Genomic DNA, 22,373 nt, shown 5'->3' with positions numbered 1-22,373 from the left:
TCTGACAGGCCGGGCTTTTTCCTTCCAAAACGCCGGAAAATATGAGAAAAAACGCATCAACCGTCCCTGGGCGAGTCATTTTCTATTGATGATTCGCATAAATCTAATTTATACTACGGTATAATTCGATTCTGGGGCCGATTGTTCGCCGCAGTACTGGTAAAAATAATTCCCATGTAGGGAGTATGTGTTTTGGTCTCGCCCGCCAACCAAGACGACGGTGTTGGAATTACCGACACCGATATTGATAAGGTTCTTGATGACCGCGCAGAAGGGGATTCTGCTGCGGTCAAAAATGATTCCGGGGCAGGCTCTTCGGGCGAAGGCAACTCTCAATCCACTGCAACGCAGGTTTTCACCAACATCCAGAACGTGATTGGCACTGCCTATGACGATGTTCTGGTGGGCGATGGTGGTGACAACACCCTGATTGGCGGCGAAGGCGACGACATTCTCGAATCGGGCGAGGGTGAGGATGTTGTTACCGGCGGCGAAGGACGCGATACCTTCGTGCTCCAAAGTGGTTTCGAGCAAACCACAATCACCGACTTCAACATTGATGAAGATGAGTTGGCACTCAGCGACCTTGGCGTCGACAGTGTCAGCGAACTCATGGCGCTGGCCAGCGAAGATGCGTCTGGCAATGCCTTCATCGTGTTTGCCACCGGCGACAAGGTGATTTTCGAGGGCGTGTCGAAGGCAGAGCTTGCCAATGTGACGCTGGTCGATGTCCCGCAAATCAACGAAGTTTCCGTCGCGACAGAGGGCGGCGATGCTGCCTCCACCGATGGCGAAGCCAATGTCATTGAAGGTGGGACAGGCGACGACATCATCATCGGTTCGGATGGTGACGATGTGATTTTGCCGGGTGGTGGTGCAGACAGCATTGATGGCGGTGCTGGCGAAGATACCCTTTCGTTTGACGGGGCTTCTGACGGCGTGCGCGCCGATCTTTCGCAAGGTTCCTCGACCGATGCCACGGGTGCCAATCGGACGTCCTTTGAAAATATTGAAAATCTCCGTGGCACATCAGGTGATGATGTTCTGACGGGTGATTCCGGCAATAACAGCCTGTCGGGTGGCGATGGTGATGACACCTTTGCCGTCAGCGACGGCGCGGACGCTATTGACGGGGGAGCAGGCGAAAATACCCTTGATTACAGCCAGTCAGATCAGGGTGTTGAAGTTAATCTCGATTCCGGCGCTGGTCGCACAAATGACGCGCAAGATACTTCGTCGCAAAGCGATACCGGTACCGCAACCGATGATGCGACAGGCGATAGTGGCACGGGCGGTACGGAAGCCGGTGGCGCGGAACCTGGTTCCGGCAGCACCGGGGAAACGGGTTCGGCAGCTTCTGGTGAAACCTCTGGCGAAGCTTCTGGTGATGGCGCGACCGGTGCATCCGGCAGTGAAGAAACCACCCACAATGATGGCGGGACCGGCAGTGATTCCAGCAGTTCCGGTGAAACCACGACTGGCGATGCCGGAACGGAAACCGGTTCAACGGGCAGTTCTGAAGCACAGGAAGATACCACCTCGGGCGAGGTCACATCTGGCGGTTCAGAAAGCACCGACGAAACGGGCAGCACCGGCGATGCCGGGTCCGAAACGCAAGCTGATGGCGGTTCAGGTGATACACTCGGCTCCGAAGCGACCGGTAATGAAACCGGTGCGTCTTCGGGCGAAACTTCCGGATCGACGGATGGCGGCAGCACAACGGGTGAAACCGCATCAGGTGAAACGGAACCTTCCACGGGTGGTTCCGACGCTGGTGATGCAACCGGCGCAGAAGAAGCTTCAGGCTCTGACGGCGGTGAAGTCGTCGATGGTTCTGCTACCGGTTCTGGCGCAGGTTCAGAAGCCGGTGCGGGCAGCGAGACTTCTGGTGAGGGTGCTTCTGGCGGCGAAACCAGCGGAGAGGCAGGTTCTGACAGTGCTTCCGCCGGCAGCGGTGAAGATACGCTGGGTTCCGGCGATACTGAAGGTGGCGCAACAGATACTGATAGTACAGGTTCCGGTGAAGCTGCTGCGGGCGAAGGTGCTGAGCAGCCGGTAGACGAAGCAACCGGTGAAACATCCGGCGGGGAGACCGCTGGCGCGGGCGCTTCCTCTGGCGAAGCAGAGACCAGTGAAGAAACCACAGGTGACGAAGCCGGTGCCGACAGCCCGGCTGGCGAAACCAGCCCGAACACAGAAGACAATACAAGCACCGGTGCCCAGGCGGGTGCCGAAGCTGGTGCAGAAACTGGCGGTGAGACAACTGAGTCACAAGCCGGTTCTGAAACCACCGGCGAAGGTAGCGACGAAACACCGGCAGAAGGCTCCGGCGAGACAGGGTCAGGTGATAGTGCCGCTAATGGCGATCAGCCGTCTGATGCGGGTTCAACTTCCGATGAGACCGCAGGCCAAGAAACCACCGGTGAAGAAACCGCATCGGACGATACCACCGAAGGCGGCGAAGCTGGCACAGCACCCGAAGGTGACGCCGGACAAGAAACCTCTGGCGATGCAGCCTCGGGCGCGGACGCAACAGGTGGTGAAACAACCGGCGGTGCTGACGCTGAAGCAGATGGTGACGTAACCGATGCCGATGACGGCGATTCCAACGCCTTTGACAATAATCCATCGGGTGCGGCCGATGTTGTTCAGGGCGACGACGAGACAGATACTCTCGGGGGGGCTAGCGGAAACGACACCCTTCAGGGCAATGACGGCGATGACACGCTTGAAGGCGGTGCAGGCAATGACCTTTTGCAGGGCGGCGGTGGCAATGATGTCCTGCGCGGTGAAAGCGGCAACGACATCCTGCAGGGCGGTGATGGCAGCGACAGCCTGTTTGGCGCCGATGACGACGACGTGCTGCAGGGTGGGGCTGGCAACGACCTTCTGGTGGGTGGTTCCGGCAATGATGTCATGGCGGGTGGATCGGGTGACGACTTCCTGCGTGGGGGCCAGGGCGATGATCACATCCAGGGTGGCAGTGGTGTCGATACTGTAAGCTATAGCGATGCGGACAGTGCAGTCACGGTTGATCTTGCTAATGAAGCCGCAACGGGCGGTGCGGGCAATGACGTTGTCCAGATGGTGGAAAACGTCGTCGGCTCCGACTTTGACGATCACATTGCGGGTGATGATGCCGACAACGTTCTTGAAGGCGGTGCGGGCATCGATACGCTGACCGGTGGTGCGGGCAATGATACGCTGACCGGTGGTTCGGGTGCCGACGACTTTGAGCTGACCGAGAATTTCGGCAATGACACGATCACTGATTTTGCCGGTTCGGAAGACATTATAGATCTTTCCAAACTCGGCATTCAGGACTTTGCAACCCTGCAAACCATGATGTCCGATGATGGCAACGGCAACACCGTTATCGATTTCGGGGACCAGGGCACGCTCACCCTCGAAGGTGTCAGCAGCGACAGCCTGGACGCGGATGATTTCCGCGGTTTTGGTCGCATTTTTGAAACCGAAGACAATGATGTCGGTTCCGGTACGGACGGCAATGACGCGCTTTATGGCTATGGCGGTGACGATACGCTCAGCGGTGGGAGTGGCGATGACGTCATTTCCGGCGGTTATGGCGATGATACGGTCTCGGGCGGGGCAGGTAACGATACCCTGCGCGGTCAGGAAGGTATTGATACCGTCGACTATTCCGGCGCCAATGGCGGTGTTCAGGTTGACCTTGGCGCAGGAACTGCGACGGGTGCCGATGGCAACGATGTTCTTGATCGCATCGAGAATGCGACCGGTTCAGCATATGAAGACGAACTTTACGGCGATAACGGTGTCAACGTTTTGCGCGGTGGTGCGGGTAATGACACGCTTGTTGGTCGTGGTGGCAACGACACCCTTGATGGTGGCGAGGGCGACGACCTGTTTGTTGGCGAAGAAGGCAACGATACCCTCATCGGTGGTGAAGGCAGCGACACCCTTGATCTGAGTGCGCGCGAAAGCGGTCAGGAAGTTAATCTCGAGGATGGATCCGCGCGTGACGTCCAAACCGGCGAAACTGATACACTGATTAGTGTTGAGAACGTAATTACTGGTGCTGGCGATGACACTGTCATTGCGTCCAGTGACGCCAATGTTATTTCGACCGGCGCGGGGGATGACGTCATTCGCGGCGTTGGCGGTAACGACACCGTCGACGGTGGTGATGGCAATGATACGGTTTCCTTTGGCAATGAGTCCGGGCTGAGTGTCGATCTTGCGAACGGTACCGCCACGATGGGTTCCGGCACGACGCAACTGTCCAACATTGAAAATATTACCGGTTCTGCAAGCAACGACGTCATTTCCGGTGACGATGGTGTGAATACGCTTTCGGGCATGGCTGGTGATGACACCATTTCCGGTGGCGGCGGTGATGACGCCCTTTCTGGCGGCGCTGGGAACGATACTGTTGATTATACCGATGTTGATGGCGGAGTGACGGTTAACCTCTCGACCGGCACGGCAACCGGTGACGGCAATGACACCCTTTCGGGCTTTGAAAACGTTGTGTCAGGTTCTGGTAACGACATCGTTTATGGCAACGCTGCCGACAACATCGTTGATACTGGTGCAGGTGATGACACTGTTTTTGGCAGTGCCGGTGATGACACCCTGATTGGTGGCGATGGCAACGATACGCTAAGCTACAACGCTGGTGTGACAGGTCCTGGGTCGGCCGTGACGGTTGACCTCGACGCAGGAACGGTTTCCGGAAACGACTTTACCGACGTTATCTCCGGTTTCGAAAAGATCGAGGGTTCATCTGGCAGCGACACCATGCTGGGCAGCGGCGGTGACGATATCTTCTTCGGTGGTGCGGGCAGCGATACCATTGATGGTCGCGGCGGTGACGATACGCTGACCGGTGGTTCAGGTGCCGATACCTTCGTTGTCCGGGCGGACAGCGGTAATGATCTCGTCACCGATTTCGATCCTGTGAACGACGTCATTGATATTCAGGGTATCGACAATCTTGAGCTGTTCTCCGATGTTGCCGACTTTATCGGCGAAGACGCGGCGGGCAATGCGACGATTTCGGTTGGCGATGCCGTCATCACCCTTGAAGGTGTCAATCCCGATAGCCTGACCTATGCCAACTTCAAGGGCATCCGGTCGCTGGAAGGTACCGAGGACAGAGACGTTCTGATTGGTACTGACAGAAGTGATGTGATTAGCGCCAAAGACGGCAACGATGTGGTTTCCGGCGGTGCCGGAAACGATACGATTGATGGTGGTGCTGGCAATGATTTCATAACCGGTGGAACCGGCACTGACACTATTACCGGCGGTACGGGTGACGATGCGATCAATGGCGGTGCCGGCAATGATGATCTTGATGGTGGCGATGGTAACGATACCCTAAGCTATCAGGGTGCTGACGGTGGTGTTGTTGTCGACCTTGCGACCGGACAGGCAAGTGCGCCCGACGGTACCGATACAATTACCAACTTTGAAAATGTCACGGGCTCATCGTTCAACGATACCCTGGCCGGCGATGACACTGCGAACGTGCTTGATGGGGGCGCAGGTAACGACATTCTTGATGGTCGTGGTGGCGATGATGTGCTCAATGGCGGTGCCGGTAACGACACAATCGCGGGTGGTGCCGGCAATGACCGGATTTCTGGTGGCCTTGGTTCCGATACCGTTACCTATGCCGATGCATCCGGTGGCGTAAATGTCGATCTTGCTGTGGGCACGGCATCGGGTGCGGATGGCAACGACACGCTAAGCTCTGTCGAAAATATTGTCGGCTCGGATTTCGATGATGTACTGACTGGCGATCAGTTTAGTAACGTCATCGAAGGTGGCGGTGGCGATGACACCATCACTGCAGGTGGCGGCAACGATGTTGTTTCCGGCGGTGAAGGTGCTGATACCTTTGTCTTTGGTACCGAGACTGGCCGGTCCGTGATCACAGATTTCAATCCGGCAGAAGACAAGATTGATCTTGCTGGCTTCAATGTTCCGAACTTTGAAGCACTAAAGAAAATGCTCGGTACGGACAATGCGGGCAATGCAGTCATCACCATAAATGACAGCACTATCGTCCTGAATGGTGTTTCACCCGAAAACCTGACTGCGGACAACTTTATTGACATTGAAGCCCTGGGTGCGACCGAGGGTAATGATGTTTTGCAGGGATCCTTGGCGGCCGAGGTGATTGATGGCCTTGCGGGCAATGATACGATTGCTGGCGGTGCAGGTGACGACACAATTTTCGGTAACAGCGGTGATGACACCATTTCCGGCGACTTGGGGCGAGATGTCATCGACGGTGGTGACGGCGAAGATACGGTTGACTATTCGGAAGGCAATGGCGTTTCGGTAAATCTCGAAGCTGGCATCGGCGGTGTCGGGAACGAAGACACACTGATTGATATCGAAAATGTTCTTGGTTCAAACCAGAACGACACGATCATCGGAAATGATGGTGCCAACACATTGTCCGGCGGTGCTGGTAATGACACCATTTCCGGCGGTGCCGGTGATGACGCATTGCTTGGTGGGACAGGCAATGACAGGCTTTCAGGCGGTGAAGGCAATGACATCGTATTAGGCGGTTCGGGCAACGATATACTCGCCGGCGGCCTTGGCAATGACACCCTTGTCGGCGGTAATGGTACAGATACAGCTGACTACGGCGATGCCGACGGCTCTGTAACCGTTGATCTTTCCGAGGGGGCTGCAAGTGGTGCCGCTGGCGACGATACCCTTGAAAGTATTGAGAGTGTTCTCGGTTCAGATCACGACGACACCCTGATTGGTGACGATGCCAACAACATCCTTTCCGGTGGTTCTGGTGACGACATCCTTGATGGTGGTGCCGGCGACGACCTTCTGATCGGTGGCGCAGGCAGTGACACCATCGAAGGTGGCGACGGCGACGACACTGTAACCTATGCGGATGGCGGTGCGGTCAACGTTGACCTGTCGGCAGGAACGGCGAGCAATGCCGGCGGTACTGACAGCATTAATGGCGTTGAAAATGTCATCGGTTCTGGTCAGGCCGACATCATTACCGGCGACGACGGTAACAACGTTATCAATGCCGGTGCCGGCGCTGATACCATCACCGGTGGTGCGGGTTATGACACCCTGACCGGTGGGACAGGGGCAGACGTTTACGTTGTTGGTCCGGACGCCGGAACAGATACCATTACCGACTTTGCCGTTGGCGAGGACCAGATTGATATTCGTGCTCTTGGTGTTGATACCTACGGCGCGCTTCACGAGATGATGTCTGAGAACGAAAACGGTGACCTTGTCATCGATTTCGGCGAGGGCACGTCGATGGTGCTCGAAGGCGTCAGCAAGGATGACATCACCGCGGACAACTTCATCGGTGTACGTGACCTTGTCGGAACGTCTGATGATGACACCATGTCGGGTACCGATGGTCAGGACACGATGTCGGGTCTTGATGGCAACGACATCATTGATGGTCTTGAAGACAATGACAGCATCTTTGGCGGTGCTGGCGATGACACCCTGATTGGGGGTGACGGTGATGATATCCTGGATGGTGGCACAGGCGTCGATACAGTTGATTATTCCGACGAAACTGCAGGTATCAATGTCAATCTCAACACCGGGACGGCCACGGCACAAAGTGGCAATGATCAGATTCGTAATGTCGAAAAAATCGTTGCCGGTGCGGGCAATGATGTCCTGATTGGTTCCGATGCCGACAACATCCTCGCAGGCGGCGAAGGTGACGACATCCTTGAAGGACTGGGCGGGGATGACACCCTGTCGGGCGGTGCGGGCAAAGATACTGCAAGTTACACCAATGCCGAGGGCGGGGTTACTGTTGACCTTGCTGCACAAACGGCAAGTGGTGCGGCGGGTGAAGATACGCTTGAAAGCATCGAAAACGTCACCGGTTCGGTCCACGACGATACTCTGATTGGCGATGCTGGTGCCAACACGATTGATGCTGGTGCAGGCAATGACTCCCTGATCGCAAGTGGCGGCGATGATGTGCTGCGCGGTGGTGCCGGGGTTGATACCGTTGATTATGGCAACGCGACAGGCGGGATCACCGCTGATCTTGGTGCGGGAACTGTTACCGGGCTTGGCAATGACAATCTTGTCGGTATCGAGAACCTGAGCGGTTCTGTTTATGACGACACCATCACGGGTAACCAGGCCAACAACGTCCTGTCGGGTGAGGGGGGCAATGACATTCTGTCAGGTGGCGAAGGTAACGACACGCTACTTGGTGGTGCGGGTGACGACACCCTGATCGGTGGCCTTGGAAAAGACCTGATCGATGGTGGTGACGGGATTGATACGGTTGATTACTCCGGCGCAGAGCAGGGAGTAACGCTGGACCTTGCGACGGGTAAAACAGACGAAGAGACCGGTGATACGGTTCTTAATGTTGAAAATGTAATCGGTTCGAACCGGAACGACATTATTACCGGTTCGGATACTGATAACACCATTTTGACTGGCGGTGGGAACGACACCATCAACGGGAGCACCGGTGACGACGTGATTGACGGTGGCGCTGGTCAGGACGCTGTTGATTACAGTAACAGTGAAACCGGTGTTGATGTTGATCTTGAAGCCGGTTCGGCTGCCAAAGCCGATGGCACAGATGTGCTAAGCAACATCGAAGACGTCATTGGCTCCGACGCAAAGGACAGCATCGGTGGTTCGGACGCGGCGAACACCCTTTCGGGTGGTGCGGGCGACGACACGATTGATGGTCGCTCGGGTAATGACCGGATTTCCGGTGGCGTAGGCGATGATACCCTTTCCGGTGGCGAGGGAACAGATACCCTTGATTATTCCGACGCGACCGGTGGCCAGAACATCGATCTGTCTTCGGGAACCGCGACCGGTGCAGATGGCAATGACACGATTTCCGGTTTCGAAAACGTCACCGGTACAGAATATGACGACACCATCACTGGCAACGATGCCAACAACGTGATCACTGGTGGTGCCGGGAATGACATGCTGACCGGCGGTGCTGGCAACGACGTCCTTGATGGCGGAGCGGGCAATGACAGCTTCGTCGGCGAACTTGGCGATGACACCTATATTGGTGGTGCGGGTGCCGATACGCTTGATTACTCGGACGCTGCATCCGGCCTGAACATCAATCTGGGCACCAACACGGCGACCGGTGAAGATACCGGTACCGACACCTTCAGTGGAATCGAACAGATCATTGCATCTGACCATGATGACGTGATCACCGGTAGTGGCCGCAATGACACCATTCTTGCCGGTGACGGCGATGACATCGTGACCGGCGGTGCAGGCAATGACGTGATCGAAGGTGGCGCGGGCAATGACACCATTTCCGGCGGCGCCGGCATCGATACACTAGATGGCGGCGAGGGCGAGGATACCCTCTCCTTCGAAGGCGAGTCCGGCGTTTCGGTTGACCTGCAGACGGGCGTAACCAGCACCGGCGAAATCATTTCGAACTTCGAAAATGTTTCCGGTTCCGGAAATGCCGATACTCTGCGCGGCGATAGCGGTCGCAACACGCTTTCGGGCGAAGCGGGCAATGACGTGCTTGATGGTCGCGCGGGTGATGACGTTCTTCTGGGCGGTGCTGGCAATGACACACTGCGCGGCGGTGCAGGTAGCGACACCATCGATGGTGGCGCGGGTGAAGATACCCTTGATCTGTCCGACCTTGCCAGTGATCAGACCGTTGATTTCACCAACGGCACAGCCACCGATGGCTCTGATACCGATACCTTTACCAATATTGAAAATGTCACGACCGGTGACGGTGATGACCTGATCATTGGCGATGACACGGGCAACGTGATCAATGCCGGAAATGGTGACAACACCGTTGATGCGGGCAACGGCAATGACGTGATTGCCACCGGCGATGGTGCCGACATCGTCGATGGCGGTGCGGGTAATGACACGATTAATACCGGTGCTGGGGCCGATACCATTACTGGCGGCGAAGGCAATGACGTCATTTCATCAGGCAGCGGTGATGACCTGGTGGAAGGTGGTGCGGGCAACGACATCCTTTCTGGCGGTACGGGCGCCGATACGCTTGATGGTGGTGCCGGAAATGACACATTGCTGTCTGGTGCAGGCGATGACTACTTGATCGGTGGCGAAGGCGTCGATACTGCAAGCTATGTCGATTCTGAATCTGCCGTCAGGGTTGATACCAGCGCCAACACCGTTGCCGGAACAGCAACCGGTACCGATACCCTTGAAGGCATCGAAGCCATCCGCGGTTCCGAGTTCAGCGACACCTTTACCGGTGGTGCGCAGAGCGATACCTTTATCGGTGGCGCCGGTGATGACACCTTTGATGCCGGTGCTGGCAACGATATTCTGACGCTTGGAAGCGGATCGGATCAGGTGATCTTCAATCCGGGCGATGGCCAGGATACGGTTACCGATTTCAATCCGCTCGCCGATACCATTGACCTGACCAGCTTCAATATTGCCGGTTATGGTGCGCTTGAGAAAATGTTTGGCACGGACGCCAATGGTGATCTGACCATCACGTTTGACAGCGGCGATACCATCACGCTGCAGGGTGTTGCACCGTCGCAGTTGAGCGTAGACAACTTCATTGGTGTGGATGTCCGTCTTGGCACCGAAGATGCCGACGAAATGATCGGTGGCAGTGGTGATGACATTATCAATGCCCGTGAAGGTGATGACACGGTTGATGGCGGGGCTGGCAATGACCGCCTGATCGGTGGCGAAGGCAATGACACCATTGATGGCGGCACCGGCGACGATACGCTGGTTGGCAATTCTGGATCGGATGTCCTGCGGGGTGGCGACGGTAACGACACTGCAGATTATGCGACGGAAGGAGCCGGGATTGAGGTCGACCTTGCTGCTGGAACTGTCACCGGCGGGGATGGTGATGATGTTCTTGACGGTATTGAAAACGTCACCGGTACCCTGTTTGACGATACGCTGTCGGGCAATGATGAAAACAACACCCTAACCGGTCTTGATGGCGATGATACCTTTGTCGGAGTTGCTGGTGATGACGTGCTGGACGGTGGTGAGGGTTCCGATACCGCCGATTACAGCAGTGCTGATCAGGGCGTAACCGTTAATCTTGCGGCCGGTTCAGCAACCGGTCAGGGCAATGATACGCTGGTCGACATCGAAAACGTCGTCGGGTCCGACTTCAACGACAAGATTTCCGGTGACGAGAGCAACAACACCATTTCCGGCGGTGCCGGTGGCGACGCGATTAATGGTGGTGCTGGCAGTGACGTTATTGATGGTGGCGAAGGCATCGACGAAATCAGCGGCGGTTCCGGCGACGACATCATCGATGGTGGCACTGGTGGTGACATCCTTCTGGGTGAAGCTGGCGATGACACCCTCTCTGGCGGCGAAGGCGACGATATTGTCGAAGGCGGCGCTGGCAGCGACTGGGTCTATGGTGATGCCGGGGATGACATCCTGGATGGTGGCAACGGCGAAAATGATATCGACACCGTCGACTATTCCAATGTCGATGCGGGTGTCACGGTCGATCTGGTCAAGGAATATGCGACCGGTGGCGGCGGGGACGACATTGTTCGTAACTTCGAACGCGTCATCGGCACCGATTACACCGATACCCTGATCGGCAGCGACGGCATCAACACCCTTGATGGTGGATCGGGTAACGATACCCTTGTTGGCGGTTCGGGTGATGATGTCCTGATCACCGGCGAAGGCGAAGACCTGATCGTGCTTGAGCCTGGTAGCGGTCATGACACCGTTACCGACTTTGACGTCGAAAAAGACATCATTGATCTGTCTGCTTATGGCATCGAGGATTATGCCACCCTGCGTGACCAGATGGCCGATGATGAAAACGGCGATGCCGTCATCACCCTTGGCGATGGCGACAGCATCACGCTTGAAGGTGTCTCGGTAGATGATCTTGGTCCGGAAAACTTCTATGGCTATGACGTCATCTTTGGCACCGAGTTCGAAGACGACATCACCGGTAGCCAGATCAGCGACGAAATCCATGCGCTTGAAAGCGACGACATCATCGATGGTCAGGCTGGCGATGACGATATTTACGGCGATGAAGGCAATGACACGCTGATCGGTGGCGCAGGTGACGATACCCTGCGTGGTGGCGAAGGTTCCGATACTGCCGATTATTCCGACACGACCGCAGGTGTCACTGTTGACCTGGGGGCTGGCACTGCGAGTGGTGAGGCGGGCAACGATACCCTTGAAAGCATCGAAAACGTCACCGGCGGTAACGGTGATGATGTTCTGATCGGTGACGAAAATGCCAACATCCTTGATGGCGGTGCAGGCAATGACACGGTCTTTGGCAAGGGCGGCGGTGACACGCTGATCGGCGGCGAAGGTGAAGACGCTCTGTCTTACGAAGACGCAGACAGTGGTGTGAATGTTGACCTTGATGCCGGTACTGCAACCGGTGGTGCAGGCAATGACAGCATTGACGGCTTCGAAACCCTGATCGGTTCCGACCATGATGACACGCTGGCGGGCAACGAATTTGACAACGTCATAGATGGTGGCGCAGGCAATGACACGCTTTCGGGCGGTGCGGGTAACGATACCCTGATCGGTGGCGAAGGCGACGATATCGTCGATTATTCCGACCAGGCAGATGGCGTGGTTGTCGATCTTGAAAACGGAACGGGCACGACGACCGATGGCACCGATACCCTTGACGGCATCGAAGGTGCGACCGGTGGTGCCGGTGATGACACCCTGACCGGGTCGACCGGTGACAACATCCTTGCCGGTGGTGCAGGCAATGACACGCTTTCGGGCGGCGCAGGCAACGATACCCTTGGCGGTGGCGAAGGTGCCGACCTTGTGGATGGTGGTGCCGGTGATGACGTCCTGTCGTTTGAAGGTGACAGCGTTGCCGCAGATGGTGAAACCACCGATCATGTCGGCAGCCCGACCACCGATGGGACCGGCGAAACTGCCGATATCTCGGGCAAGAACCTGTCTGATGACAGCTTTGTTGGCGGCGAAGGTCATGACACGCTGGTTGCCGGTTCCGGTGACGATGCGATCATTCTGGATCGTGATCATGAAAACGGTGCGGCCAACCCGTCCATCGTTGATATCGAATACATCGATGCCGGTGACGGCAATGACGTTGTCGACCTGACCAGCAACACCCATTCCTATGGCGATGTCACGGTCGATGGCGGTGCGGGCGATGACACCATCTGGTCAAATGATGGTGATGACGTCCTGCTGGGCGGCGAAGGTGCGGATAACATCAATGGTGGCGCCAGTAACGACACCCTTGATGGTGGCGCGGGCGATGACGTCCTTGATGGCGGCCAGGGGTCGGACACCATCGACGGTGGCGAAGGTAATGACACCATCGCAGCCGGTGCAGGCGACGATATCCTGATCGGTGGCGATGGCAATGATACGCTTGATCTGTCGAGCGCCGATGGTGCGACCATTGATCTTGGCGCAGGCACCGCAAGCAGCGGTGAAACCGGCAGCGACAGCATTTCCGGCTTTGAAAATGTCATCGCGACCGATGGTGATGACACCATTACCGGATCGTCTGGCAACAACACGATTGATGCCGGTGCGGGTAATGACACCGTTTCCCTTGATGGTGGCGACGACGATATCGATGGCGGCGACGGTATTGATACCCTTGATCTGTCTGACACCACGGGTGGTGTGAACGTCGACCTTGCGGCCGGTACGGCAAGTGGTGCCAACACCGGATCGGACACCATTGCGAACTTCGAAAATGTAACCGGCTCGGATAACGCTGACGTCATTACCGGTTCCGACGATGCCAACATCATTGACGGTGGTGCAGGCAACGACACCCTTGATGGTGGTGCGGGCGATGATGTTCTGTCTGGCGGTGCCGGTGATGACACCATTGCGGCAGGTGCTGGCAACGACACGCTTTCGGGTGGTGACGGTGCCGATACGTTTGTCTTCGAAGACGGCACGGATACCGACCTTGTTACCGATTTCGACCTGACTTCTGACGCAATTTCACTTCCGGATCTGGGCATCTCGGCTTGGACCGATCTGCAACCCTTGCTGTCTGATGGCCCAGACGGCGCGGTTATTACCCTGCCAGCTGGCGGCACGGTGACCCTGTCGGGTGTGGCTGTGGGCGATCTGACCCCGGATCACTTCACCGGTATCGACAATGTCGGCACGCCGGGCGAAGACACCCTTGGTGGTGGCGACGGCGATGACTCGGTCGACGGTGGTGCAGGTCATGACAGCGTCGATGGTGGCGATGGCAACGATACCGTTGATGGCGGTGACGGTGATGACTCCGTTGGCGGTGGCAGTGGGAACGATTCTGTCGGCGGCGGTAGCGGCAATGACACGGTCGATGGTGGCGATGGGGACGACTCTGTCGATGGTGGTGATGGCAATGACTCCGTTGGTGGTGGCAGCGGCAATGATTCGGTCGGCGGCGGCGGCGGTAATGACACGGTTGATGGCGGTGACGGTGACGACACCGTTGACGGCGGCGATGGTGATGACTCCGTTGGCGGCGGATCAGGCAATGACACGGTTATTGGCGGTGGCGGCAATGATACGCTTGGCGGTGGCGAAGGATCTGACACCCTTGATGGCGGCGACGGTAACGACGTTCTTCAGTTCGAAGCGGACCGTATTGGTCAGGCCGGTGATGAAACCGACCATGCCGGCAGCCCGGGTGTTGATGGCACCGGTGATGTTGCCGACCTTGAGGGCCTTGGTCTAAGCGATGATCAGTTTGATGGTGGCGAAGGCATCGATACCCTTGTCGGGACATCGGGCGGCGACGCGATCATTCTCGACAACGATCATGCTGATGAATCGAACGCACCGTCGATTTCCGGCGTCGAAGTCATCGACACCGGTGCCGGTGACGATGTTGTCGATCTGACCAGCCAGACGGAATCCTATGGCGATGTATCGGTTGATGCCGGAACGGGTGACGACACCGTCTGGACCAACGAAGGCAATGACAGCATCAGCGGTGGTGATGGCAATGACCACATCAATGCCGGTGCAGGAAATGACATCGTTGATGCCGGTGTCGGCAATGACACCGTTGTTGGCAGTGCTGGCAACGATACCCTTTCGGGGGGTGACGGCTTTGACACGCTTGATATGTCCGATGTCGATGCTGACATCGCGGTCAATCTGCAGGATGGCACTGCTCACAGCAGCGAAACCGGCGATGACGTCATTTCCGGCTTTGAAAATGTAACCACCGGTACAGGTGACGATGTCATTACCGGCAGCAGCGCCGACGACACCATTTCGTCTGGTGCCGGTGCCGATACCATTGATGGTGGCGATGGCATCGATCTGATTGATGGCGGTGCGGGCAACGACGTCATTTCCGATGGCGCGGGCAGCGACCTTGTTCTGGGCGGTGCCGGTGATGATACGGTCATTGCCGGTGCGGGCAATGACAGCCTTGATGGTGGCGACGGCTCTGACACCCTGAATATGTCGAACGCAACCGGTGGTGCGGTTGTCGATCTTGGTGCGGGCACGGCAAGCTCGGCTGAAACCGGCAATGATCAGTTCTCTAACATCGAAAATGTCACGACCGGTGCTGGCGATGACCAGATTACCGGCTCGAACGGCGATAATGTCATCAATGCAGGTGCCGGTGACGACACCATTGATGGTGGCGCAGGCGACGACACGGTTGCCGGTGGCGCTGGTGCGGATACCTTCATCTTTGCCGATGGCACAGATGATGATGTCGTAAGCGACTTCACTCCTGGCGAAGACAAAATCTCGATCGATGACCTTGGCCTTGAAAACTGGGGCGACCTGGTTCCGTTGCTCAGTCAAAACAGCAATGGGGACGCGGTCCTGAACCTGCCGTCTGGCGGCACGGTAACCCTTGTGGGTGTTGGTCTAAGCGAACTTAGCGCCGATGACTTTACCAACATCACCGATGGCGCAACCCCGAATGACGACATCCTTTCGGGTACCGATGACGATGACACCATCGATGCCCTGGCCGGTGACGATACGGTTTCCGGTGGTGCGGGTGATGACACCTTGCTTGGCAATGATGGTGCCGACACCCTGGACGGTGGCACGGGCAATGACAGCCTTGATGGTGGTGCTGGCAACGATACGCTGTCGGGTGGCGAAGGTGACGACGCCTTAACTGGTAGTGCCGATAACGACGAACTCAGCGGCGGTGCCGGTGACGATACTCTTGATGGCGGGGCTGGCGACGACGTTCTGAACTTTGATGTCGACGGAACCGCGATCAGTGGTGATACCACCGAAAACACCGGCAGCCCGGGTGTCGATGGCACTGGGGATGTTGCTGATATCAGCGGTAAGAACATCTCTGATGATACCTTTATCGGTGGCGAGGGTAATGACTCCCTTGATATGACCGATGGCGCCGATGCACTGGTGCTTGATGGTTCCAAACTTGGTGATGGTCAGACCACCACGCCGACGACCGAAACCCGCACCTTTGGCCTGACTGATTCGGCAAGTTCGGCTGATGTTCAGGCGGCCTGGTCGGATGCAAACCTTTATGCCTTTGACTTTGGTACGTCCTATGTTGACGGCGATGGCAAGCTGAACCTTGCGGCGGCGGATGACGCGGTCAACTTTGATGGCAATGGCATCGGTAATGACGGCGGCGGCATCGCTGGTGGTCAGATCAACCACGATGCCCAGTCCGGCGAAAGCGAAGCCATCGTTGTCGATCTTGGTGCAGATGCCTCGACGGCCACGGTTCAGGTTTCCAACCTGATGGCCGGTGAAGGCGGCGGCGAGATCGGGTCATGGAAGGCCTTTGATGCTGACGGCAACCTTGTTGCATCCGGTACGCTTGATGACAGCACGGTCAACTACACCAGCAACGGTGTCGGCACGGCAACAATCAACGCCACCGATGGCAGCGGCAATGCAGTCGAATTCCGCTATATCGCGTTTGAAAGCGAACCCTATGCAAATGGCTCCACGGGTTCTGACAGCAGCGACTTCTTTGTCCGTTCGATCAGTTTCGAGACAACCGTTGATGAGACCACGACCGATGGCGCACGCCTTGACGGGGTTGAGGTCATCAATGCCGGTTCTGGCGATGACGTGGTCGATCTGACCAGCGACACCATTTCGTACGGCGATGTCACCATCAATGGTGGTGCGGGTAACGATACCCTTTGGGGCAATGCGGGTGACGACACCATCAATGGCGAACTTGGCCATGACAATCTGGATGGCGGTGCGGGTAACGATTACCTTGATGGCAGCTATGGCGACGACATCATCGATGGTGGTGTTGGCGATGACACGCTGCAGGGTGGTATCGGCGACGATACCCTGCGCGGTGGTGCGGGCAATGACATCATTGTTGGTGGTGCAGATGAAGACGTCGTCATGTACGACGATGCGACGTCGGCTGTTGATGTTGATCTGGCGAACTACACCGCAACCGGTGGTGCCGGCAACGACGCGATCTATCATGTCGAAAATGTCATCGGTTCGGATCACGACGACACAATCGCCGGTGATGCGAAATCCAACATTCTTGATGGTGGTGCCGGTGATGATACGCTGTCGGGCGGTGCTGGCAACGACACCCTTGTTGGTGGCGACGGCAATGATACCGCCGATTACAGCAACGCAAGCAACCCGGTAAATGTTGATCTTGCGACCGGCACGGCCAAGGTCGGCACAACCGAAACCGACAAGCTTTCCAGCATCGAAGACCTGATTGGCTCGAACGGCAATGACAGGCTTTCCGGTTCGGACGATAACAACACCCTGACCGGCGGCCTTGGCAACGATATCCTTTCGGGGCGCGCGGGCGATGACCTGCTTGAAGGTGGTGCCGGCAACGACATCCTTGATGGTGGCGAAGGCAATGACACCATCAATGGTGGTGACGGCAGCGACGTGATCACTGCCGGTGCCGGTGCGGATATCGTTGATGGTGGTGCGGGCAACGATACCGTCATGGCGGGTGCAGGTGATGACACCCTTGCCGGTGGTGAAGGCGACGACGCCCTTGATCTCAGTGATGCCACCAGCGGCGCCACGGTTGACCTTGCGGCCGGTACGGCAAGCAGTGCTGAAACCGGCAACGACACCATTTCCGGCTTTGAAAATGTGATCGGCAGTGCTGCGGCAGATACCATTGCCGGTGACGCCGCCAACAACACGATTGCCGCTGGCGATGGTGCAGACGTCGTTGATGATGGCGCGGGCAACGATGTGGTCGATGCCGGTGCCGGTAACGATACCCTGATGGCGTCTTCTGGCGACGACACCCTTGATGGTGGCGACGGCGAAGATACGCTTGATATGTCGGCTGCCAACGGTGCGACGGTGGATCTGTCGGCTGGAACCGCGACCTCGGCTGAAACCGGGACGGATACGATCAGCAACATCGAAAATGTTATCGGATCGGATGGCGACGATGTTCTGACCGGGTCAAGTGGTGAAAACACCCTGCTGGGTGGTGCCGGCGATGACACCATCGAAGGTGGTGCAGGTGGCGACTATCTTGATGGCGGCGAAGGCCGTGACACCATCAGTTACGAAGGTTCAGACGCCGGTGTTGAAATCTTCCTCGGTGACACCGATGCCCATACCCACAATCCGGGTGAGGGCGGGCGTGCCTTTGGCGGCGATGCGGTTGGCGATATTCTTGCCAACTTCGAAAAAGTAATCGCATCCGCCCATGACGACTATGTCTATGGCAACAGCCAGGACAATGAGGTTGATCTGGGTGCGGGCAATGACACGTTTGACAATGTCGAAGCCGACATCAGCGAAGACACCGTCGATGGCGGTGCCGGCAACGACGTCATCTGGACCGGCGATGGTGCCGATACACTGATTGGCGGCGAAGGCAATGACACGCTGCATGGCGAACGTGGCGACGACTACCTTGACGGTGGTGCGGGCAACGACACGCTTTATGGCGATCAGGGCAACGATACCATCGATGGCGGTGCAGGCGATGACGTCATCCATACCGGATCGGGGGCCGACGTTGTTCAGGTCACCAGCCTGATCGGTGACAAGGTCGTCATGGACTTCAATACCAGCGTCGATCATATCTCGCTCGATGCGCTTGATATCAGCACCTGGTCGGAACTGGCCCCGCTTCTGTCCGAAGTGAATGGCAACACGGTCATTGATCTTGGCGATCAGGGCTCTGTCACCTTGCGCGGTGTCCGCCTGAATGACGTTTCATCCGACATGTTTGTCGGTATCGAAAATGATGGTGGCCCGACCCAGTTTGACGATGTCCTGCTGGGCACCAGCGAGGATGACTATATCGATGCCCTTGCCGGTGACGACACCGTCGATGGTGGCGCTGGCAATGACACGCTCAATGGCATGGAAGGCAACGACACGCTTTCGGGTGGTGACGGGAACGACACCATCACCGGCGGCAGCGGCAATGATGTGATTTCCGGTGGTTCGGGTAATGACAGTCTCGAAGGCAATGAAGGCGATGACGTCATCGAAGGCAATGCCGGTGACGATACCCTGATCGGTCATGCCGGGAACGACGTCATGGATGGCGGCGGCGGTGATGATTACATCGACGGCATGGAAGGTGACGACACCATCACCGGTGGCGATGAAACCGACACCATTTATGGCTCTGCGGGCAATGACTCGCTTGATGGCGAAGGCGGCGACGACGTTCTGTATGGCGGTGATGACAATGACAGCATCGCCGGTGGCGCGGGCAATGACCTGCTGTCGGGGGATGCTGGCAATGACACCCTTGATGGTGGCATCGGCAACGATACCCTGCTTGGCGGTGATGGTGACGATACGCTTCTCGGTGGCGACGGTGATGACGTTCTGTCGGGTGGAAATGGCAACGATCTTCTTGATGGTGGGGTCGGCAACGACACCCTGACCGGAACCGATGGTACCGATACGCTTCTTGGTGGTTCGGGCAACGATACGCTTGATGGCGGTGCGGGGGATGACACCTACACCGGCGGTGCGGGTGCGGATGAAATCATCGTATCGAACAATTCCGGCAACAAGGTTGTTACCGACTTCAACACCAACGAAGACAAGATCAATCTGGCGTCGCTCGACATTGATGACTGGGGTGACCTGCAAGACCAGATGACCCAGGTCGGCAACGACACCGTCATCAACCTCAATGGTCAGGGCACGCTGACGCTTGTTGGCATCTCGATGAGCCAGCTCAAGGCGGACATGTTTGTCGGTGTCGAACAGGCCTCTGGCCCGACGCCGCAGGATGATCTGCTTTATGGCACGAGTAACAATGACACGATTGCCGCCCTTGCCGGCGATGATACCGTCTATGGCCTGAATGGTCAGGACACGATTTCCGGCATGGAAGGCAATGACAGCCTGTATGGTGGTGACGGCGATGACACGCTTTCGGGTGATGACGGTAATGACCTGATCGAAGGTGGCAGTGGCCAGGACAGCATCACGGGCGGTACCGGCGACGATACCCTTGATGGTGGATCGGGTGACGACCGTGTCTGGGGTGGAGAAGGTGCAGATACCATTACCGGTGGTCAGGGTCAGGACAAGCTGTATGGCGAAGCTGGCAATGACACCATCAATGGTGGTACGGGCGATGACAGCATCCTGGGTGGTGCCGGCAACGACGTGATTGATGGCGGCGAAAACAACGACCGTCTCTATGGCGGTGATGGTGACGACACCATCGAAGGCGGCAATGGCGACGACAAGCTTTATGGTGATGCCGGCAATGACACCCTGATGGGTGGTGCCGGTCATGACAGCCTTGTCGGGGGTGCTGGTCGCGATACCGCAAGCTATGCCAACTCGACCACGGCAGTTGCCGCAAACCTTGAAAGCGGCACCGCAAGCAGCAGCGTTGGCAATGACAAGCTAAGCTCGATCGAAGACCTGATTGGTTCGAACTTCAACGATTACCTGTTTGGTGATGATGGCGCGAACCTGCTGTCGGGTCTTGATGGCAATGATATCCTTGGCGGTGACGACGGGGATGACACCATCTGGGGCGGCGATGGCAATGACAGCATCAATGGCGGCCGCGGTTCGGATGTGATCGATGCCGGTGCTGGCGACGATTACATCGAATACCAGAAGGATGCGAGCTGGACCGGCAGTTATGCCGCGAAAAACGTTGGCGATCCGGGCATGGATGGCACCAACGAACAGATCAATCTTTCGGGCTATAACCGTTCCGAAGACATCATTGATGGCGGTTCGGGCACCGATACCCTGGCAATGACCAGCGGCAACGACGCCCTGTTCCTTGAAGATCGCCTGACCGATCCGGGCACCAGCCCGCGGATCTCCAACATCGAAGTCATTGATGCCGGTAACGGGGACGACATCATCGATCTGACCAGTGACACCCTGTCTTATGGTGATGTAACCATCCTCGGCGGCACCGGCGATGACATCGTCTGGAGCAACGCCGGCGATGACGTGATTGATGGTGGGGCTGGTAACGACACCCTGTGGGGTGGTTCGGGCGCTGATACGATCACGGGCGGAGCCGGTCAGGATGTCCTGAATGGCGGCGCGGGCGATGATGTCCTGCAATACAACGCCGATGGCGTTTGGGATAACAACTGGTATGCCGTCAATAACGGTTCGCCGGAAGAAGATGGTCATCAGAATGACAGTGGCTGGGGTCATCACCATTTCCATGGCAATGGCTGGGGCCATAACGAGGGTGGCGACACTGGCACGGGCGAGACCGTCAATCTGGGTGGCTATAACCAGTCGAACGATGTCTTCACCGGTGGTGAGGGTATCGACACCCTGAAAATGACCAGCGGCAATGACGCCCTGTTCCTCGATGATGACGTCAGCGACGGTGATGCCAATGTCCGCATCAGCGGGATCGAAGTGATCGAGGCCGGTGACGGCAACGACATCATTGATCTGACCAGCGACACCGAAAGCTATGGCGATGTCACCCTTGATGGCGGTGCCGGTAACGATACGCTTTGGGGCAATGCCGGGGATGACCTGTTGCTGGGTGGTTCGGGCGATGACCATCTTTATGGCAGTGCCGGTGATGACACCCTGACCGGTGGGACTGGCTGGGATACCTTCCAGATCGGCAAAGCCGATGGGCATGACATCATTACCGACTTCACGCCGGGCGAAGACATCATCGATCTGTCGGAGTGGAACTACAACAACTTCAACCAGGTCCTCAATGACATGCATCTCGATACCGATGGCAATGTCGTCATTGAACTGGGCAATGATGCCTCTGTCACGCTGATGGGCGTCAATGATCCGGACGATCTGGATGCCGATGACTTCGGCTTTGGCAACTGATCAAGGATCAAAAGTCTGATCGAATAAAAACGGGCGGTCGTGATGACCGCCCGTTTTCTTTTTGGGTAACTGGT

At 57.0% G+C, this 22,373-nt stretch carries 1 protein-coding gene; it reads left to right on the top strand.

The window, feature by feature from the left end; all coding sequences use genetic code 11:
• Positions 1–192: 192 nt before the first annotated feature.
• The gene (locus FHI25_RS20555) at positions 193–22,299 is read left to right on the top strand and encodes a hypothetical protein (RefSeq protein ID WP_282597571.1); all 22,107 of its coding nucleotides are present in this window, start codon (positions 193–195) and stop codon (positions 22,297–22,299) included.
• Positions 22,300–22,373: the final 74 nt, after the last annotated feature.

The organism is Thalassospira sp. ER-Se-21-Dark (genome assembly GCF_017922435.1).
Taxonomy (GTDB): Bacteria; Pseudomonadota; Alphaproteobacteria; order Rhodospirillales; family Thalassospiraceae; genus Thalassospira.
This window is presented reverse-complemented; position numbering and strand designations above follow the sequence as displayed.